The sequence below is a fragment of the Prevotella sp. P4-67 genome (assembly GCF_002251325.1).
In the GTDB taxonomy this organism is placed as follows: Bacteria; Bacteroidota; Bacteroidia; order Bacteroidales; family Bacteroidaceae; genus Prevotella.
Map to the genome: position 1 here is coordinate 87,337 of NZ_NPJL01000057.1, position 20,375 is coordinate 107,711.

Consider the following 20,375-nt stretch of genomic DNA (forward strand, 5'->3'; position numbering starts at 1 on the left):
GGAGGTGGGCAATATCACAAAGGCAGTCAGCAAAGGCAGAGACTTTTGCCCTTTGTGGCTTGATGAGACTTTTCGCGCTTTCGGAAGGCTTTCGGCTCACGCATAGACTACATATTCCGCACGAGACGAGGGGCAGAGGAAGCACACACAACGCAGGGCGGTCGGGGGCTGCTCTCGCGGAAACAAGGGGAAAATCCTTTTCCCCTTGACCCCATTGTATTGATACACAGCCATTTCGATTTTTGAGTCCTTGAAAAACTCAAAAATCTCTTAAAGCCCTGCAAATTCTTACGCTTTTGTGGTCTTTTCTAAGCCGTTTTACGTCTTTTCCTGGCTGTTTCTGAAGCGGTATTTTTGCGCCATAAACAAACTTTATCAGCGAAAAATGAGTGATTTGACATCGAAAGCAACTGTGGAGTTGCAGATAAACGGGCAACAGGCGCAACAGACACTTTCACAACTGCGGCAAAATGCCTTGCAGTTGGAATCGGCTATCGCCAAGGCTGCTGCCACGGGCAACAAAACCGACCTGAAGCGCCTGCGTAAGGAACTCACGGACACCAAACGGCAAATCCGTGAGATTGAATCGGCAACACAGCAGGTGGAGCATGTCATGCGTAATCTTGACAAGGCTACACCGCGTGAGCTAAACAAGGCACTTCAAACGCTCAACCGCCAGCTGGACTACATCGAGCGAGGCAGTGAAGCGTGGAAGGCACAAACGGATAAAATCAAACGGGTGAAGGCGGAGCTTAAAGCGGTGAACGACCAACTGCGGGACAGTGAGGGGTTCTGGGACCGCTTTAACCGAAAGATGAATGACTGGCAGACGACACTGGCTGCAGGTGCTGCTGCCGTGACGGGGCTTGTCATGGCGGGGCGCTCTGCCGTGAAAGCGTATGCGGACATGGACGCAGAAATGGCGAATGTCCGCAAGTTCACAGGAATGACTGCGGAACAGGTGGAGCTGCTGAACGAGGAATTCAAGAAGATTGACACACGAACTGCCCGTGAGGACTTGAATAAACTGGCTGAAGAAGCAGGTAAGCTGGGTAAGACTTCACAGGAGGATGTCTTGGGATTTGTCCGCGCTGCCAATCAGATTAACGTGGCTCTTGATGAGCTTGGAGATGGGGCTACACTGACGCTCTCGAAGCTGACTAACATCTTCGGCGACGAGGAACGCTTGGGCACGGAGAAAGCTTTGCTTGCCGTGGGTTCTGTCATCAATGAACTTTCGCAGAACTGTACGGCATCGGCTCCGTACCTCGCTAATTTCGCACAACGAATGGCGGGTGTCGGCGCACAGGCGCGAATGACAATACCTGAAATCATGGGGCTTGCTGCCGTGCTGGACTCACAAGGTCAGAAGGTGGAAATGTCTTCTACTGCCGTGTCGAAGGTGATTATGGACATGTTCAAGCAACAGGACCAAATCATCAAGGCTACTGGGCTGAATGCACAGAAATTCAAAGAGACGGTCACACGGAACACCAATGAGGGCCTGCTGATGCTCCTGGAGCAATTGCACTCCTTGGGTAACATCGACGTGCTGGCTCCTGTCTTCAAAGACATGGGCGAGAATGGTGCCCGTGCAGCTCAGGTGATTTCTGCACTGGCTGGTAATCTGGAAATGATACGCTGGGAGCAGGAGGAAGCGACTAAGGCTTTTGAGGAAGCGAACTCGGTCACGGAAGAATACAACGTGCAGAACAATACGGTGCAGGCTGGACTTGACAAAGCTCGCAAGCGTGTAACGGAAATGGCGGTAGAGCTGGGTGAGAAGCTGCAACCGGTCATGAGACATGTGCTTTCTTCTACCACGCTCTTACTGCGCTTGCTATCTACCTTCGTGGACTTCGTTGGTAAATACAAGGTGGAAATCATTTCGGCAGCGGTGGCCATCGGTGTGTATAATGTGGCGGTGAACTTGGCCACGATACGCACAAAGGCACTGGCTGCTGCTCATGCGGCATGGAACTTGATAGTCCGCACTGGAAATGTGCTGCTGCCTATCTATAACGTGCTAGTATTGGCTACATCGGTCGCATATAACAAGGTGGCTGGCAATGCGACTCGGGCAGCTGCTGCCACGCGCTTGCTGAATGCGGCCGTAAAAGCGAATCCGTTTGGATTATTAGCTACGGCTCTCGTGGCAGCGGTGGCGGCAATAGCGGCATGGCAGTCCCGTATGCGCTCTGCCCGGGAGGAACAGGAACGACTGAAGCGTGAATCTAAACAAGCGGCTACGGAAATCAAGGCGGTGGAAGGGAAAATCGGGGAAGAGACATCGGCTGTAAAACGTCTGAAGGAGGCGATTGACAGCGAGAACATCGGCAGCAAGAAACGGAATGCGCTCATCAATGAGTTTAATTCACGCTTTCGCCCGTATCTTTCACATCTGCTGACTGAGAAATCAACGGCGCAGGATCTGGCGAATGCCTATGCTGAGGTAGTACGCAATCTTCGTTCGAAGTTACTGCTGGAAGCCAAAGAGAAGGACTTGAAGGAGAACGTGGGTGTACGCTATGGCTGGGAAGCACAGCGACTGGCAGACTATGACAAGGTGGCACGGGAAAAGGGTACGGCCATGACTGGTGCCTGGCTGAAAGCTGCCGTGGACGAAGAGTATTCCAAGGGGAACATGAACGTCAGGTCACTACAGGATGCTGTTTTCAAAAATCATATCGGACCGCAAAGGCAAAGGGAAGGATATTATAACAGTGTGGAGAACCAGTTAGACACGTCATTAGGCGACCTTTCTACTGCCTACATCCGTCAGTATATCAGTACGCGCGTGCATGAGCAACGGGTGAATCGTAAATGGCAACCGTATCAGAAGGATATCGACGCGGCCATAGAAGCAGGCATGAATGTGGATGATGGTGGCGGCGGTGGCACAGGGAATGTGCCTACTCCTACGCCCACTACGGACACCGGTGGCGGCTCTACCGATAAGTTTCAGGCAGAAAAGGACTGGAAAGCAAGGGAGGAAGCCACTAACCGCATCGCTTACGCTACAGGCGAGAAGGACTACATAGCCTATACCAAGCGGATGCTGGAGATTGAGGTGGACTTCAACAAGAAGAAACTGGAACATACTGACCTCTCTTCGGATGAGCGGCTTTCCATTCAGGCTGCTTACTACGAGGCGGTGCAGAAGCAGACTGAGAATAACAATAAGCTGACCATCGAGGAGGAACAGGCTGCATACAATGAGAAGGTGGCGATTGAAAAGCAGAGGTTCATCGACGGAGAGGTGTCTTCAGCGGTGTATCAAGAGACATTGGAGCAGATGGAAATGGACCACCTGCGCAAGATGGCTTCGCTGTATGCAGAGGGTTCCAAGGAGCAGCTGCAAATCCAAAAGCAGTTGCAGGATAAACTGGTGGCTAATCAGCAACGGCATCAGCGTGAGACGGAGGCTGCGGAGAAAAAGCATCAGGACGAGCTGGCAAAGATGAAGGACAAATACTTCGGGGACAATCCTTCGGAGCGTCAGGCGAAGTATGCTGCCGACCTCGCCCTGCTGACTGAGGTATATAACCGTGAAATCATCGCTGCCGGAAACAATGCCAAAGAGAAGCTGCGCATCGAAGAAGCATATCAGAAGGCACGGCTGGCCCTCATGGAGCAGTATAACATCGAGGGGGCAGAAAATAACAAGGGATGGCTCCTGCAATGGAACGAGGACATGATGGAGTTCCTGGAGTCGGACTTCGGAAAGGCGGTGAGTGGCACGCTCGATGTGTTCACGTCGTCAATGAGCAGCGTGTTCCAACAGCTGACAACGATTGTTCAGGCAGAACTGGAGATACAGACAGCAGCCATCAATCGCAAATACGACCGTGAGATTTCGCTTGCAGAAGGGAATAACTACAAAATCAAACGCCTGGAGAAGCAAAAGGAGAAGGAGATTGCCAAAGCGAAGAACGAGGCAAACAAGAAGATGTTTGCTATGCAGGTGATCCAGGCTGTGGCGCAGACGGCTACGAATGCCATCAATGCGTATGGCTCTGCAGCGGCAATCCCTTTGGTGGGTTTCATCATGGCTCCTATAGCAGCGGCAGCAGCAGTGGCAGCGGGTATGTTACAGGTAGCAGCCATTAAGAAACAGCAGCAGGCTTCGGAAGCACAGGGCTATGCCTCTGGTGGCTTCACGCCTGAAGGTCGCGTTGATGAGCCGGTGGGTGTCGTCCATGCCGGGGAATGGGTGGCTTCGCAACGATTGGTGCACAATCCAGCTACACGGCCCATTCTTGAAGCACTGGACTATGCGCAGCGGACGAACACCATTGGCTCACTCTCGGCAGCGGATGTGTCTTCGTCGATTACGGCTCCTGCGGTGCTGGCAAATTCTGCTGTGCGCTCGCAGTCGGTACCGCAACAGGTGATTGTGCAGAACGTGCCAGAAGCTCCTTCTGACAATGGGCTGACAGAGACAATCCGACTGCTCCGTGAGCGTCTTGATGAGCCGTTCCTGACTGTCAACAGCGTGACAGGGGAAACAGGCATCAAACAGGCACAGGATGAATATGAAAAGCTGATTCGTAACAAAACACCAAAATCTCGTAGGACATGACTATCATCATAAACAAAAAGGAGGCAGTGCTGAAGAAAGGCACGTCGTTTGATTTCATCATGGAAAACCGCTTCTTCACGGGAGCTGACAGTTATACGCTGTCGATTACGTTTCCACTGAAAGGATGTGCCAGGAACATTGACATATTCGGGCATATCTACCGCAAGGACAGCAATCTTGACAAGCTGCTGCTGGAATGTGAGATTCACGATGCAAACTTCCATAAGTACGGAAGTGTGTCAATCGTGGAAATCTCAGAGCTGGAGGTGAAAACGCAATTCCTTGAAGGGCGCTCAGAGCGGAATTACTATTCTTCCTTCGATGACATTTATATCAATCAAATCCCGATGTGGAACGTGCATGACTTCGCGCATTGGTCTGCAGACTACTACATGCGTTCCTATGACAAGATAAAGGAGGACTCGGAAGAAGATGGCATTGGCGAGTATGAAGGATATGTGTGCCTGCCGTGGGTGAACAACACGACGGGGAACATGCAGAACAAACTGACGGCACAGACGACACCGGGTATCTATTACTACACGGAGGGTAGCCGCGATTATGATGCGTCCATCGTGGGGATGCCGTATCTGCTGAATGTACTCAAAAAAATCTTCAAGTACTTTGGCTTCACCTACGATTTCAGGGCATTGGAGCGGACGCAGTGGCGGCATATCATCATCTGTAACGTGCTGCCGATGGTGTGGCAGATACGTAATTTCCAGTCGGTGCTCCCGCATTGGACGGTGACGGAGTTCCTGGAACAGGTGGAGCTGTTCCTGAATGGGGAGTTCCACATTGACGAGAAAGGGAAGTCAGTATGGTTCTCGCTCAACTCGCAGACGTTTGACCAGATGAATACGGTGGTCATTTCGAACGTGGTGGAGGAACATCAGGTTGAGATTTCCAGTGAGGAGCAGTCAACGAATGACAACTATATCGAGCAGAAAAACCTGGCATACGCGGAGTGCAGCCATCAGATGTGGAAGTACTATTCATGTGACTGGGCAATAGGACAGCTGCCGAAGGTGTCGTGGACGAATATCGCTGCCATGCAAAGTGGCTTGGCTTCGTACATGGACTGCGCAGGGCCTTATAACCATAGATACTACAACTCACTGCACGTCTGCCGAGCGGAGAGCAGCTACTATGTCTTGAAGTGCTACAGGACGCAGACGATTAACAAGGTGATACATCACTATATGCGTCTGCAGCCCGTGAATATGTTCGGGCAGAAAATCGTCAACCGCAGTGAGGACGCACAGGTGGAAGAGTTGCGCATCGTGCCGGTGTGCATCGACCATACGGACATGACACGAGGGGATGTTATATTCATGGAATGTGGCACGCTCGGCGACGATACGGAAGATGCGGAGGATAAGGATGAGAACCAGACGCAGGCGGTGAACACGATTTCTGCCGGGGAGAAGGAGAAGAAAGAAGAGTTCTTCGATAAGATTTATGTGGGCTTCTGGGATGGCAACCTCCGTCGTACATGGCCACAGATGCCGATACCAATCATTGACCCGTACATGATGGATCAGTTTAATCTGCTTATCCAGGCGCATTACTCCATGCGGCTGACTGGAGCAGAGAAGCCTGAGACACGCACGAATAACTACCACATAGACCAGTCCGTCAAGTTCACATTCAAGTTCCTTGTCAAGGACGGGGCTATCCCGGACGTGCGCAGCATCTTCTACATCCACGGCAAAAAGTACATGGCAGAAAAGATAACTGCGACGTTCTCTGCCGAAACAGGAATGTCGCAGCTACTGAAGATGGTGTGCTATCGGGTGCTATAGTGGTAACAAAAAGGCTGGATTTTGTGTTACTAAAGTCGTTCGGTAACAAAAATCGGTAACATAAACTAAACAAAAGAAGAGCGTAACAGTCTGAACTGCAACGCTCTTCTTTGTTTTGTTACCACTTACTTGATGACTGAGGCGAGATTCACGGAATGCCTTTCGACAGTGGTCTTCAGGATTTTGGCATACACCTGTGTTGTCTTTATGTTGGTGTGGCCCATCATACGAGCTACATTCTCGATAGGAATGTCATATGAGAGAGCAAGCGTAGCGAAGCTGTGTCTGGCAACATGGGTAGTCAACGGCTTGTGTAGCTTACATAGCACCTCAATGACATGCAGGTAGTCATTGGCTTTCTGATTGCTGATGTGAGGCAGCTTGTAGTTGTACCTCTTCAGCACTTCCATGGCAGGGGGAAGGATGGGGGTGAAGAAGTTGCAACCTGTCTTCACACGCTTGCCATCAATGTAAGCCTGGCCGTTGACGATTTCTGTCATGGTCTCAAAGTCGAAGTTCTGACTGTCCACATAGGCAAGGCCAGTGTAGGCGCAGAACACGAAGAGGTCACGAACACGCCCTTCTTTTTCGCCCATCTTTTGCTTACGCAATACAAGCAGCTCATCTTCTGTCAGCGGACGGCGAACTTTGTACTTGCCACGCTCAAACTTGCAGAGGGGGCTTTCGTAAGGATCCATAGGGATGTAGTACATCTGTGCAGCCAACCGCGTGTACATCTTCAGTATCTTATGATAGTTGTGAATGGTGGGCTGTGTACGATTGCATTCAGTGCGCAAGAAGTCGTCGAAGGCCTTCACGTTCTTTGGGGTGATGTCTGCGAAGCTGTTCAACCTACCGAAGCGCTTCATGGCATCCATCGTGACACGCTTGCGCTGCTGAGTGGCTGCTACAATATCTTCCTTGGCAATCTGCTCAATCATGAAGTCGATGAAGCCAGTCTTAGAGGCTTTTCTTTTCTGCATGTCACGATTTTCCTTCTTCTTGGCTGTATCCTTGCCAATATGAAGGTCTATGTTCTCAATGGTCAGCTCTTCACCATTCTTTATCATGGCTTCTACAACGTGCCTGTAGATGCTAACCTGTGTCTTTAACTCCTCACTGTACTGAAGCTCCTTCCACTCAAAGGGGTCACAGCTGCTGACGGTTACATACTTCCGAACACCATTGCCGAGGTAGATACGGATTTCGACCTTGCCGCGTCCGGTTTTTGCTACTTCCTTCTTCCTGTCATAGATGACGGTAACAAAATCTTTTTTCATTTGCCTTTTACTTTGCGCGGGGTGGCAGACGCAGGAAAACGAGTCGGGATTGTGGTAATCCTCTTTCTCTAAGCGATTTAAGCCGTTTGTCAGTACTTGTTTCCGCTTCTCAGTGATTTTTGTTACCACATTCGGGGGCAGTCCCAAAATCCCGTTTTTGGGTGGTTGGTAACAAAAACTGAGGTTACTTTGGTAACAAAATCGGTAACAAAATGTCCAATCATGTCCTTTTTCGCTTTTTTGTCCTTTGTCTGCATTCTCGCAGGTTGAACATTATTTTTCACCCTGCTGGCCGTGAAGCGCAAAGTTGGCTCTCTTGATTATCAGTTACTTACACCTTATGAAGGGGTAAAAAAATAAGAGCGTCCGACTTTGTAAGTTGAACGCTCTCGATACATGGGGATAATTTTTTGCGGTGCGTACGGGACTCGAACCCGTGACCCCATGCGTGACAGGCATGTATTCTAACCAACTGAACTAACGCACCAGTTACCTGTTCCTTATTTGCGAGTGCAAAGGTAGTAATATTTTTCTAATCCACCAAATACTTGCGCATATTTTTATAAAAATAATTGCATGGCATATGCGTCTGCAAAACCGTTTGAAGTGCGGAACCAATCTTTAAGTATTGTCCCTTTGACAAAGCCGACATATTCATGCAAAGACACAGAACGTTCATTGTCAGTATTTATGAGTGCATAAAGTTGGCGAAGGTGTAGCACACTGCCAGCATAACTGATCAGCTGTAGCAAGGCTGATAAGGCATACTTGTTTCTTCTGTATTTTTTAGCAATGACGATTCCCGTCTCGGCTCTTGAGTGATGTGGGTCAAAATTGGTTAGGTCTATCATGCCCACAACCTCGCCTTCTTCGTTTTCGATGGCCCACCTTACTTGGCCGTCTTTATATATGTCGCATGTACTGTTGGCAATAAAGTCATGCAGGACATATCGTGAATACGGGGTCGTATAGTCGCTCACATCCCATAACTCGGGATCATTTTCTATACTATAGAAGAACTCCAAGTCTTCTGGCTCTAAAGCTCTTAGCTTGACTGTTGGCAGGCTATTGGTCATTGAATACATTTTTTTCGGTGATAATCGTATGCGACAATGGGTTGAAAAAGCCCATCTTCACTCTTGGGTGGGCAGACGATGTCGCACTCTTGAATATCTGCTGAAGGGCAAAGGCAGACACATCATATATAATATATGTAAGGGCTGTCTCGTTGAGTTCGTTATACTCTATGTCATCTAAATCTGTAATGTAGTTTGGGTCTAAGCCGTTTGCAGATGCGATTTTATTACACAGTTCTCTATTCTCCATGGGTACGACACAAATGTAGCTTATGGGGGCAGCCACTTTGAGCTTCTCGTTTTTGAAGGTTGAATAGAATTTGCTCATTTTGACACTAATCAGAGTAGATAGTGCCTTCGAGTAAATTGCCATTTGTATGGGAAGAGAGAAAAGAAAACTCAGGTGGGAATAATGCTTGTTGAAGAATATAAGCATTGCCTCATAAAACACGTGCACATAGCGAAACGATGTTTTTTGCGTGCTTTCCCCCTTGTAGTGGAGTATTTCTGTCGGGTAATACCATACATCCCATCCTTTGTTATGTATGCGATACGACAAATCTATGTCTTCTCCATACATGAAGAAGTCTTCATCGAGCAGGCCTACATCTTCCAGCGTAGATTTGCGCAGCAGGCAAAACGCACCGCTTACAATCTCTATTTTGGAAGCCTCGTTCCATGGGAGGTAGCTCATATAATAGTGGGCAAATGTCCGGTTAGCTGGAAAGCGTTCGCACACCCCGCACATCTTGTAGAAGGCAGTGGCAGGCGAGGGTATGCCTCTACGTGATTCTTTGGCCACGCTGCCGTCTGTGTTTAGCATCTTGACTCCTAAAGCACCAGCCCGCTCATGACTGTCCATAAACGCGATAGTTTGGCGAATGGTGTCTTCGCCTACCATTGTGTCCGGATTCAGCAGGAGCACGTACTTGCTTTGGGAGCGCCTTATGGCTATGTTGTTGGCGCGTGAGAACCCCAGGTTCTCTTGGTTTTGGATGAAAACAACGTCATCAAAACGCGGCTTGAGGTAATCAATGCTGCCGTCATTCGAACAATTGTCGACAACACATATTTCGGCATCTATTCCCGTTAGCGCTTTGCGCAACGAGTATAGGCACTGCTCCACATAAAACTTTACGTTGTAGTTAACTATTATGACCGTCAGTTTCATTGTAACAGCGCGACAATGATGGATATACGAAGAATAGGCTCAGGAACAGGATGATGGCAAGATACCCAAAGCCGGCACCGACAAAAAGGTAGTAGCATACCAGATTGATTACCATGGGCACGTTAAGCAGGCATAGTCGTACAATTCCCCAACGCTCGAAATGAAGCAAGGTGTCAGAAGCCAGTTTGTTGGCGATGGCTTTGAACTTGAAGAGTTTCAAGGCTACAGGAATCGCAATAATCGTGAGAATCTCCATCATTGACATGATGACAAACTCCACTTGCTTGTCATTGGCCAGGATGCCATTGGGTATGATGTCCAACTCGCCTGATACAATTATGATTGCCGAAAGTGCGATTGGAATCCAAAATATGAGTTGTAATTTCTTCTGAATAGTTTCCATTTTTATTTGCTGAAAGGAATACGATTGAGTATAGAACGGCCCAGTGTCACTTCGTCGGTATATTCCAATTCGTCGCCGATAGAAATGCCTCGTGCGATGACGCTGATATTCACATTTGTGTGTGCCAATTTTCTGGATATATAAAAGTTGGTTGTGTCGCCCTCCATTGTGGGGCTGAGTGCCAGGATGATTTCGCCTATATCGTCACGCTCCACGCGTTCTACGAGCGAAGCTATCTCTATATCTCCAGGGCCGATGCCGTCCATCGGGGATATTATGCCACCTAAGACATGGTATAGTCCCCGATATTGCTGAGTGTTCTCTATCGCCATCACGTCGCGGATGTTTTCCACTACACATATTGTCCTTGTGTCGCGATGTGCATCAGAGCATATCGGACAGATGTCAGTATCGCTGATGTTGTGACACACCTTGCAATACTTTACATTATGACGCAAAGTGCCGATGGCGCTGGTGAAACCGTCAACGCTTTCTTCGCTCTGCCGTAAGAGGTGCAGTACAAGTCTTAGTGCTGTCTTGCGCCCGATACCTGGTAGTTTGGAGAACTCGGAGACGGCTTTTTCCAATAGGGTCGATGGATATTGCTGTTCCACCGCGATTAATCGTCAAACAGGTAAACGCCGATGCCCACCTTAAGTCCGATTGTGGAGTGGTCGCTATCCTTGAATGAATGTTTGTAATACACTGAAGGCTCGATGGTTACCGAGCGGTTGATGAAGAAGGCATAACCAACTTCAGCACTGGGCATAATGTCGTTGTAGTTATGATTGCTGTGCACAAAATTGCAATTTGCGCCGAGGAAGAGACCGTTCTGGATGATGTAATAACGGAATCCCACGCCTATTGCTGCCTGGTCAGCTATCTTGTCTTTGCCATAGTGGTCATAGCCTACCTCGCCCAAGAGCATCCAATTGTCTGCAAACAGGTAACCTGCCTTGGCCTGTACGCCGAGGTTCAATCCGTTCTCGCTGTTGTATGATAGGTTGAGTCCGCTAAGCGAAGCGCCTATATATCCTTTACCTTGTTGAAACTGTGCGCTGGCTGTCAGTGCGACAACAAGCATCGTTAATGATAATACTATTTTCTTCATAATGCAAATGTTATCTTTTTGTTGTTTGTTTCTTATAACATATTATATATATAATCGTCAACGCAGCGGTAAGCAGCCCTCCTAATGTGTAGCTTAAGCCAGCTGGGAGATGCAGGGCTTTGTCGCTGATGAGGATGTAAGTCGTACATACCATTGTCATGAATGCCGCTGGCACAAATGTGAACCAGTGACACTTATGCTGCTTGGCCAGATATACCGTGATAGTCCATAAGGCAAAGACTGCCAGAGTCTGATTTGACCATCCGAACCATTGCCAGATGGTGTTGAAACCGTCTTTGTTTTCTATCTGCCATACGAGCAAGCCCAGTCCGACGGCAAATAATGGCAAAGCAATCATAAACCGCTTGCCCAATTGCTTCTGGCTGGCATTCATTGCCTCTGCTATGATGAGTCTGGCTGATCTAAAAGCGGTGTCTCCACTGGTGATTGGAGCGGCGACCACTCCCAGCAGGGCCAGCAGTCCTCCTATTACTCCCAGCCAGCCCGTACAGATATTGTTGACTACGTCGGGAGCGGTGAAGTATTGTATCAGTGATTTGCTGTCAGCATCGTTTGCCTGTGCCAGGAAATCACAGATAGTCTGCGGGTCAACCACCTCGCGCCAGCCGCCATAGTAGAAGAAGTATGAAGATACTGCTGCCCAAATCAAGGCCACGATGCCTTCGGTTATCATAGCACCGTAAAATATGGGGCGTGCCAAACGCTCAGATGTGATGCAGCGCGCCATGAGCGGACTTTGTGTGGCATGGAAGCCGCTTATAGCTCCACAGGCAATAGTTAGGAATAGGCAAGGAAACAAGGGGTTGTTGCTGAAGAATGTATCTGTGCCTAACAGCGAGGTAGGGGTGTTCCTGTTAGAGGCTTCCAGATCGCTCCATATCTCGGGTAAAGCCGGCATCTTGACAAATAGCATGACCATAAGTGCAAATGCCATGAATATGAGCGAAATGGCAAATAATGGATAAATCTTTCCTATTACCTTGTCAATGGGAAGGATTGTCGCCAGAATGTAGTAACCGAAGATGATGATGACCCACCATGTGGTGGTGAGGCAGTAATTCTTCAGAAGTAGAGCCGGGCTATATACAAACACAACGCCGACCATGAGCAACAGGAAGACAGAGAAGACGAGCATTATCCTTCTGGCTGTTGTTCCCAGATAGGTGCCCACCAATGCCGGCATGTTGGCACCGCCGTGGCGTATGCTTAACATTCCCACAAAGTAATCGTGCGTGGCGCCTGCAAAAATACAGCCAAATACTATCCAGAGATAGGCGGCTGGACCATACCATGCACCCATAATGGCACCAAAGATAGGACCTGTTCCGGCGATGTTTAGAAATTGTATCATAAAAACCCGCCATGAAGGCATGGCGATATAGTCAATGCCGTCAGCGTGGCTGATGGCTGGGGTTGGGTTGTCGGTGGGACCGGCCACGCGCTCGACGATACGCCCATAAATACAATAGCCGAGTATGAGGGCTATCAAGGCCATTATAAAAGAAATCATCTTTCCGCTAATTTAGCTTATATTTGTTGCAAAGTTAATAGATTTTGTTCTAATCGCAAACTAAATACAAAAAAGTTAAGTATCTTTGCGGAAAAATTGAACAATGAAAGTTAGATTACTTCTTTTATATCTCCTGATATCCATATATACGCCGTTATTAGCCCAGTTCAATCAGCCTTCGCCCAAGTATGAGGCGCGGGCAGTCTGGCTTACCACTATCGGAGGGATAGACTGGCCGCACTCTTATGCCCAGACTCCATCTTCGATAGACAGGCAGAAGCGGGAACTGGTTGCCATCTTAGACAAGTTGCAAAAGGCGGGTATCAATCAGGTGTTGTTGCAGACGCGTATTCGTGCCACCACTATTTATCCTTCAGTCTACGAGCCTTGGGATGGTTGTCTGAGCGGTCGGCCTGGCAAGAGTCCCGGTTATGATGCTCTTGCCTTTGCAATCGATGAGTGTCATCGTCGTGGCATGGAACTGCATGCCTGGGTGGTGGCCATTCCTGTTGGCAAATGGAATGGAGCCGGTTGCCGCAATTTGCGCAAGCGAAATCTGAAGATGCTGAAGAGGATAGGGGATGAGGGTTTTCTCAATCCCGAGATGCCACAGACGGCCGGCTATATTGCAGACATCTGCGAGGAGATAGTCAGAAATTATAATGTTGATGGAATCCATCTCGATTATATCCGCTATCCTGAGAATTGGAATATCAAAGTCACGCCTACTCAGGGCCGCAGTTTCATTACTCGTATCGTCAAGGCGATACATGACCGTATAAAGCCCATTAAACCTTATGTCAAACTGAGCAGTGCGCCCATTGGCAAGCATGATGACCTGACCCGATATCAGAGTTATGGATGGAATGCCTATAGGCGCGTGTGCCAGGATGCACAAGGATGGCTGCGGGATGGGTTGATGGACCAGCTGTTTCCGATGATGTACTTTCAGGGACGCCAGTTCTTTCCATTTGCCATCGATTGGAGCGAAAACAGCTATGGGCGCATCGTCACTCCTGGCTTGGGCATCTATTTTCTGTCACCCAAGGAGAAAGATTGGCCACTGGAGATTATCTCGCGCGAGATGCATGTGCTGCGCCAGTATGGTTTGGGGCACGCCTTCTTCAGGAGCAAGTTCTTTACAGACAATACCAAGGGCATTTACGATTTTACATTAAAGCATAACGCCTCACCGGCCCTTGTGCCGCCAATGACATGGGCCAGCAGCACTGCACCCGCTGCCCCTACATGCTTGGCTCTTGGCCGCAATCATGTCCTGACCTGGCAGAAGACGGTAACAGGTGGGGATATATATTATAATGTGTATTCGTCTCCCTCCCATCCTGTAGATATCACAGACGGACGCAATCTTATAGCTGCCCGCGTTAGCGGCAATGCGGTAAAGGTGGGCAACTCGGACCGGTTGTATTATGCTGTGACGGCTATGAATCGATATGGTGTAGAGAGTGGCGCTCTGCAAATGGAGCCTCGGGGCGATTTGTCCTTTGCCAATCCTTCTGCGGCACTCAGCTGTGATGGGCGCAAATTGATTTTGCCACATTCACAGGAAGTTTGGGAGCGCAATGTAGTGTTGCTGGTGACCGATGTTCTGGGCAATCCTGTCCTGACAAGCGCCTGGAAGGGGCAGACTCTGGATGTGAGCAAGATTGCTCCTGGCGTGTACCACCTCTATGTCTTGACAAGTAGGGGCGTGAGACATCGCTGTGGCTATTTCGTAATCCGCCGATAGTGCGAGGAATGGCGCGGTTAACGTTGTTTAACTGTTTGCCGTGCAAGATTTCCCTAAAGTCGCATTTACAAAGCGAAAAAGCTATATTTATAATTATCAACATAACAAGAAAATGAAAAGAAACAGAAAGACAGCCGCCGTCTTGGCGGGTTTTATCATGATGGCCTTGATGATGGTATCATGCAATGAAAGCAACTCGTACCGTGAACTTACAAAGCAGGAAATCCAAAGTGCTTTCTTGACCGTGAGAGGATATCATACAGGCAAGATGGTATATCTGAAGAATATCGGAAACTATCAGACCAAAACCGATACTGTAGATATCAGCTGGACGATTGATACCGACAGCACGCTGACCATACATAACTTTGCCGTGGAGCCATTTGCCGAGTTTATTACCGACAACGAACTCAAGGAAGCCCTGTTGCAGCAGCCTTACCAGGATGTGAAGTGCAAAATCCATTTCGTTGGCTTGTCACCAGTCCTTTTCTACGTCGGTGTTGATGCGCCTGCATACAATATCACCTATGGCGGCCAAAGTCACAAGGTTCAACTGGCGTTTTATGGTAATGCCAATTCGTGCGGAGTATATGATGTGCCAACCCAAAGGATGGAGATACACCTCGTCGGTGGTGGTATCTACGAGGATGGAACCTATAAGGAAAAATATCTTTCTACTACCAACATTCCGATGCTGTTGTTTGCGCCTAATAAGTAGCAGCACGTTTGTCGCTGTGTAGATGACCGCGGCGGTAGAAGATAGGGGAGGGCCGTAACATTCCAGTGTGAGTGTTACGGCCTTTCTGATGTATAGAGGCGATGTCTCCATCAAGAGTGGCGGCAAGGCAAAACCAGTTGCGATGGTGCTGGCGATAGTTTCAAAGTCTGAAATAAACTATTCAAAACATGAATTGATAATATCAAACCATGATTTTATCAATTCGCGCTTCGCTTTTGGGATATATTTGATTAAAGTGAATATAAATGCAGGAAACAACAGTCTGGAATGGATCTGCGGAGCAGTGAAAGTTAAAAAAAAAACAATTATGATACAATGAAAATGAAAAAAATGCAGTAACTTTGTAGGAAAATAACAAATGATATAATTTATGGATTGGCTCATTAACCTTTTTACACAGCAAAATTCGGTTGCCCACATAGTCCTTCTGTTTTCGATAGTGATTGCAGTAGGCGTGTTGTTGGGTAAAATCAAGATTTGCGGCATTTCTTTGGGTGTAACCTTTGTTTTGTTCGCAGGTATCATTGCTGGACATGTCGGCTTTACGGCTCCCGTCGATATCTTGACGTTTATTCAGGACTTCGGTCTCATCCTCTTTGTGTTTATGATTGGTCTGCAGGTTGGCCCTGGCTTTTTTGAGAGTTTCAAGAAGGGCGGCGTTACTCTCAACCTCTTGTCCACGGCAGCTGTCCTGCTTAATATTGGCGTGATGTTTGCCTGCTATTATCTCTTTTTCGATACTACGGATGTCAACAATCTGCCGATGATGGTCGGAACGTTGTATGGCGCGGTAACCAATACACCTGGTTTGGGTGCAGCCAATGAGGCCCTTACTTCGGTCTTCCCTGCAGACAAGGTGCCTTCCATCGCTTCGGGATATGCCTGTGCTTACCCCTTGGGTGTACTTGGCATTATCGGTGCTACCATTGCCATCCGCTACATCTGCAAGATACGTCTGGAGGATGAGAATGAGCAGCTGCAGGCGTTGGAAAATGAGAACCCTCACGAGAAGCCGTTCTCTATGCACCTGAAGGTGAGCAACTCTTATCTTGCAGGCAAGAAGCTGCAGCAGATTTCCGAGTTCCTCAATCGTGATATCGTGTGCTCGCGTCTGCTTCACAATGGCGAGGTCGTGATTCCTAACAAGAATACTATTCTCGATTTGGATGATGAGATGAATATCGTGTGTGCCGAGCACGATGCCGAAGCTATCCGCGCGTTTATCGGCCCTGCTATCGACAATCCGTTCCCTGAGGATAATGAGAAGCAGCCTCTGGTGTCTAAGCGTATTGTAATTACCAATCCCTCGATGAACGGTAAGACCCTGGGCAAGATGCACTTCTCCAGTGTACATGGCGTCAACGTTACCCGTATCACCCGCCAGGGTATCGACCTCTTTGCCAGTCGTCGTCACCACTTCCATGTAGGCGACCGCATCATGGTTGTCGGTCCCGAGGACAATGTCAATCGTGTGGCTGAGCTGATGGGTAACTCTATCAAGCGTCTTGATGCACCAAATATTGCGACCATCTTTATCGGTATCATTGTAGGTATCGTCTTCGGTAGCCTCCCATTCGCCATACCAGGTATGCCCGTGCCTCTCAAGCTGGGTATTGCCGGCGGACCTCTTATCATAGCTATTCTTATCGGTCGTTTCGGTTATCGCATGCGACTGGTTACATATACCACGACATCGGCAAATATGATGTTGAGAGAGATAGGATTGGCATTGTTCCTTGCAGCCGTTGGCGTCAAGGCTGGTGCCCACTTCTGGGATACTGTAGTCCAGGGCGACGGTCTCAAATATGTTTATACCGGCTTCCTGATTACTATCATCCCTATTCTTATTATAGGTACTATAGCACGCCTGAAGTATAAGTTCAACTACTTTACCATTATGGGTATGCTGGCTGGTACGTATACTGACCCACCTGCATTGGCTTATGCCAACTCGGTGTGCTCGAAGGAGGAACCCTCGGTAGGCTATTCGACCGTTTATCCGTTAAGTATGTTCTTGAGAATTTTCACAGCCCAGATTATCGTGCTGTTCTGTTGTGGAGGTTTCTGATAGATAGCAAAAAGAAAAATGCAGGTTTCAATCGAAAACCTGCATTTTTCTTTTTCCATTATTGTATATAATCACTTTTATTTGGAACGACGTCGAAGCGTCGGGGATGGCCAGCGAAGCGATGAATATCATACTGTCTGCGGTGGACTTGTAGAATGTGATGTCGCTCAGAATACTCTGCGAAAGATACTCCTTGGGAACCAAATCGGTGAAATCACCCTTAGCAAAGTTGCTTGAATAGATGCGCTTGGCTCCTTGGTAAATGCTCAGGTGGACAATGTTGTCGTAATACACATTGTCGACACCTACACCTTCGTCATTATAAGTAGTCTTGACCACTTTATACGTTGTAGGGTTTACCTGCACATAGTAATGGTACTGGAGTTCGCCAGCCTTGATGACACTGTCGCGCTTGATAAGCTGTCGCTGGTTGAGCGCAATGGTTTTGCGGCTGCCGAAGTAGTAGATGTCCGAGGCATCCTCGCTCTTGGTCAGGGTGATGTGCTCTCCAGACTGGTTCTCGAAGACAAACAGATGCTCCGCTTGTTTCTGGATGTGATATTTGGCCTCCTTGGCACCATGCAGTACCAGCGTGTCGTCGATAATCTGGAAATAGACAGGCAGACTTGTTGTGTCGGGGTAGAAAATGGTATCACCCTTAACCCGGAAGGCAACGTCTTCTCCGTCCTCGTTTATCCAGATTCCCTGTAGCATCCTTTTGGCAGCCCTGTCTTCCTGTATAATCTTTTTGGTGTGCGGCTGTTGGCTGCACGACAAGATTAGCAGCAAGGTAGCTGCAAAGATTGTAAACTTCTTCATCGTCCAATGCAGTGATAAACAAAGCCAGCTGCTTCAAGTTCGCTGGGTTCGAAGATGTTACGACCATCAAGCAGTATGCGGCGGTTCATAATCTTGCCTATAACGTCCCAATTAGGCAGACGGAATTCTTTCCATTCGGTAAGTAACAGTAACGCGTCTGCACCATTGGCGGCGTCATACATATCTGTAGCGTATTCAACGCTGTCGCCAATTCTTCGCTGACATTCATCCATAGCCACAGGGTCATACACCTTGATGCGGCAGCCGGCTTCCTGCAGTTTCTTGATGATTACCAGTGAGGTAGACTCTCGCATATCATCGGTCTCGGGCTTGAACGAAAGGCCCCACAGGGCAACAGTTATGCCCTTGAGGGATTCGCCGGAAAAGACAGATGTGAGCTTGTCAAACAAGACACGCTTCTGTTGCTCGTTGACACGTTCTACGGCTTTGAGTACTTCCATGGAATATCCGTTGTCGTCGGCGGTCTTGATAAGGGCTTTGACATCTTTTGGGAAACAGCTTCCGCCGTATCCGCAGCCTGCGTAGAGGAATTTACGACCGATACGCGTGTCGCTTCCTATGCCCGCTCTGACCATATTGACATCGGCTCCAACTTTCTCGCAGAGATTGGCGATGTCATTCATAAAAGAAATACGTGTAGCAAGCATCGAATTGGCGGCATACTTGGTCATTTCGGCGCTGGGAATATCCATAAATATGACGCGGAAATTGTTGAGCAGGAAGGGCTTGTACAATCTTGTCAGAAGCTCCTTGGCCCGGTCGCTTTCTACGCCTACCACTACACGGTCGGGGCTCATGAAGTCTTTGATGGCATTGCCCTCCTTGAGAAACTCAGGATTGCTGGCCACATCAAAGGTAATGTCTACGCCTCGGCGGTCAAGTTCTTGCTGGATAGTGGCTCTGACTTTCTTGGCAGTGCCCACGGGCACTGTGCTCTTGGTCACCACTACCATATATTTATTGAGGTTTTCGCCAATGGTCTTGGCCACCTGAAGCACGTACTTCAAATCGGCGCTGCCGTCCTCGTCGGGTGGGGTGCCTACAGCCGAAAAAATAATCTGCTGGTCATTGATAATATCTGCCAATGATGTCGAAAACTTCAATCTGCCTGCTTTGATATTCTTTGTTACCAGTTCATCCAATCCGGGTTCGTAGATAGGAATCTGTCCGTTCTTCAGGCGTTCAATCTTCTTGGCATCTACATCGACACATGTAACTGTAGCGCCCGTGTCTGCAAAGCATGTGCCTGACACAAGACCTACATAACCTGTTCCAACTATTGCTATATTCATTATTCAAATAATTTAGCTTCCTTAAATGATTTGCCCGCCAAGTCCTTGGCGCTTGTTATCACCTTGTCAGGGTCAATTGGCCATTCTATTCCTAATGTTTCATCATTCCATCTTATGCTCGCCTCGTGTTGGGGGGCATAGATGTTGTCCACCTTATAGGTAAAGATTGCCTCTTCGCTAAGCACAAGGAAACCATGTGCAAATCCGCGGGGAATAAAGAGCTGTTGTTTGTTTTCTTCGCTTAGTTCCACCATCACATGATGGCCGAATGTCGGTGAATTCTTACGCAAGTCAACGGCAACATCTATCACTTTGCCCTTAATTACTCTTACCAGCTTGGCTTGCGAATACTCGCCCTCCTGGTAATGTAAACCACGGAGAATGCCGTATCCCGATTTGGACTCATTGTCCTGTACAAAATTGATTTTCCCGACATTCTGCTCAAATTCATCTTGCTTCCAAGCCTCGTAGAAATATCCTCGAGCGTCAAAAAACACCTTGGGCTTAATAATATATACACCTTGAATTTCGGTTTCTATATATTCCATAGTCTGTTTGTTGCTTATTATTCTTTTTTCTTTTATCGCAAATTATTGCTATCGTGTGATAGTTGCGATATCTATGCAAAGGTAAAGATAAAAATAGACAATATGCTAACTTCGGTCCATTTTTTTACACAATTCATAACTATTGTTGTTAATATATATAGTCAAACAGAGCTGAAACA

16 protein-coding genes and 1 tRNA gene are annotated in these 20,375 nt (G+C 48.1%); 6 read left to right on the plus strand and 11 right to left on the minus strand.

Going from position 1 to position 20,375, the window contains the following annotated elements; translation table 11 throughout:
• Positions 1-385: 385 nt before the first annotated feature.
• Positions 386-4,582: a phage tail tape measure protein gene (locus tag CIK92_RS09300; protein ID WP_094388914.1), complete on the plus strand. Its 4,197-nt coding sequence runs from the start codon at positions 386-388 to the stop codon at positions 4,580-4,582.
• On the plus strand, positions 4,579-6,387 hold the full coding sequence (locus CIK92_RS09305) for a hypothetical protein (protein ID WP_094388915.1): 1,809 nt from the start codon (positions 4,579-4,581) through the stop codon (positions 6,385-6,387). The genes CIK92_RS09300 and CIK92_RS09305 overlap by 4 nt, the downstream gene beginning before the upstream one ends.
• Before the next feature lie 125 nt (positions 6,388-6,512).
• Here CIK92_RS09305 and CIK92_RS09310 read toward each other — a convergent pair whose 3' ends face one another.
• The 8 genes from CIK92_RS09310 to CIK92_RS09345 form a co-directional block, all read right to left on the minus strand.
• A complete protein-coding gene (locus CIK92_RS09310) occupies positions 6,513-7,667 on the minus strand; it encodes a site-specific integrase (RefSeq protein WP_094388916.1) in 1,155 nt (384 codons plus the stop codon).
• Positions 7,668-8,080: 413 nt separating this feature from the next.
• Positions 8,081-8,154: transfer RNA gene (locus tag CIK92_RS09315), tRNA-Asp, on the minus strand.
• A 73-nt stretch (positions 8,155-8,227) separates the two neighbouring features.
• Positions 8,228-8,752 (minus strand): GNAT family N-acetyltransferase, encoded by a 525-nt coding sequence (locus CIK92_RS09320; RefSeq protein WP_094387466.1) that lies wholly within the window; start codon positions 8,750-8,752, stop codon positions 8,228-8,230.
• On the minus strand, positions 8,733-9,914 hold the full coding sequence (locus tag CIK92_RS09325) for a glycosyltransferase family 2 protein (protein WP_022311492.1): 1,182 nt from the start codon (positions 9,912-9,914) through the stop codon (positions 8,733-8,735). The genes CIK92_RS09320 and CIK92_RS09325 overlap by 20 nt, the downstream gene beginning before the upstream one ends.
• The gene (locus CIK92_RS09330) at positions 9,889-10,317 is read right to left on the minus strand and encodes a hypothetical protein (protein ID WP_094387468.1); all 429 of its coding nucleotides are present in this window, start codon (positions 10,315-10,317) and stop codon (positions 9,889-9,891) included. The genes CIK92_RS09325 and CIK92_RS09330 overlap by 26 nt, the downstream gene beginning before the upstream one ends.
• 2 nt (positions 10,318-10,319) lie before the next feature.
• Positions 10,320-10,931, minus strand: coding sequence for a recombination mediator RecR (gene recR / locus CIK92_RS09335; RefSeq protein ID WP_094387469.1), 612 nt, complete (start codon positions 10,929-10,931; stop codon positions 10,320-10,322).
• 5 nt (positions 10,932-10,936) lie between these two features.
• Positions 10,937-11,431: an outer membrane beta-barrel protein gene (locus CIK92_RS09340; protein WP_094387470.1), complete on the minus strand. Its 495-nt coding sequence runs from the start codon at positions 11,429-11,431 to the stop codon at positions 10,937-10,939.
• A 7-nt stretch (positions 11,432-11,438) separates the two neighbouring features.
• Positions 11,439-12,959, minus strand: coding sequence for a carbon starvation protein A (locus tag CIK92_RS09345; protein ID WP_094388917.1), 1,521 nt, complete (start codon positions 12,957-12,959; stop codon positions 11,439-11,441).
• A 103-nt stretch (positions 12,960-13,062) separates the two neighbouring features.
• Here CIK92_RS09345 and CIK92_RS09350 point away from each other — a divergent pair, with 103 nt between their 5' ends.
• The 4 genes from CIK92_RS09350 (at position 13,063) to CIK92_RS09365 (ending at position 17,516) form a co-directional block, all read left to right on the plus strand.
• Positions 13,063-14,709: a glycoside hydrolase family 10 protein gene (locus CIK92_RS09350; protein WP_094388918.1), complete on the plus strand. Its 1,647-nt coding sequence runs from the start codon at positions 13,063-13,065 to the stop codon at positions 14,707-14,709.
• A 112-nt stretch (positions 14,710-14,821) separates the two neighbouring features.
• On the plus strand, positions 14,822-15,427 hold the full coding sequence (locus tag CIK92_RS09355) for a DUF4840 domain-containing protein (protein ID WP_144007795.1): 606 nt from the start codon (positions 14,822-14,824) through the stop codon (positions 15,425-15,427).
• 67 nt (positions 15,428-15,494) lie between these two features.
• Positions 15,495-15,767, plus strand: coding sequence for a hypothetical protein (locus CIK92_RS09360; protein ID WP_144289395.1), 273 nt, complete (start codon positions 15,495-15,497; stop codon positions 15,765-15,767).
• A 51-nt stretch (positions 15,768-15,818) separates the two neighbouring features.
• Complete coding sequence (locus CIK92_RS09365) at positions 15,819-17,516, plus strand: putative transporter (RefSeq protein WP_022311485.1); 1,698 nt, start codon at positions 15,819-15,821, stop codon at positions 17,514-17,516.
• 27 nt (positions 17,517-17,543) lie between these two features.
• Here CIK92_RS09365 and CIK92_RS09370 read toward each other — a convergent pair whose 3' ends face one another.
• Genes CIK92_RS09370 through rfbC form a run of 3 tightly spaced genes read right to left on the minus strand, consistent with a single transcriptional unit; the run spans position 17,544 to position 20,196 of the window.
• The gene (locus CIK92_RS09370; RefSeq protein ID WP_094387475.1) at positions 17,544-18,335 is read right to left on the minus strand and encodes a DUF4738 domain-containing protein; all 792 of its coding nucleotides are present in this window, start codon (positions 18,333-18,335) and stop codon (positions 17,544-17,546) included.
• The gene (locus CIK92_RS09375; protein WP_022311483.1) at positions 18,332-19,648 is read right to left on the minus strand and encodes a UDP-glucose/GDP-mannose dehydrogenase family protein; all 1,317 of its coding nucleotides are present in this window, start codon (positions 19,646-19,648) and stop codon (positions 18,332-18,334) included. Before CIK92_RS09375 ends, CIK92_RS09370 begins: the two co-directional genes overlap by 4 nt.
• Positions 19,648-20,196 (minus strand): dTDP-4-dehydrorhamnose 3,5-epimerase, encoded by a 549-nt coding sequence (gene rfbC / locus CIK92_RS09380; RefSeq protein ID WP_022311482.1) that lies wholly within the window; start codon positions 20,194-20,196, stop codon positions 19,648-19,650. Before rfbC ends, CIK92_RS09375 begins: the two co-directional genes overlap by 1 nt.
• Positions 20,197-20,375: the final 179 nt, after the last annotated feature.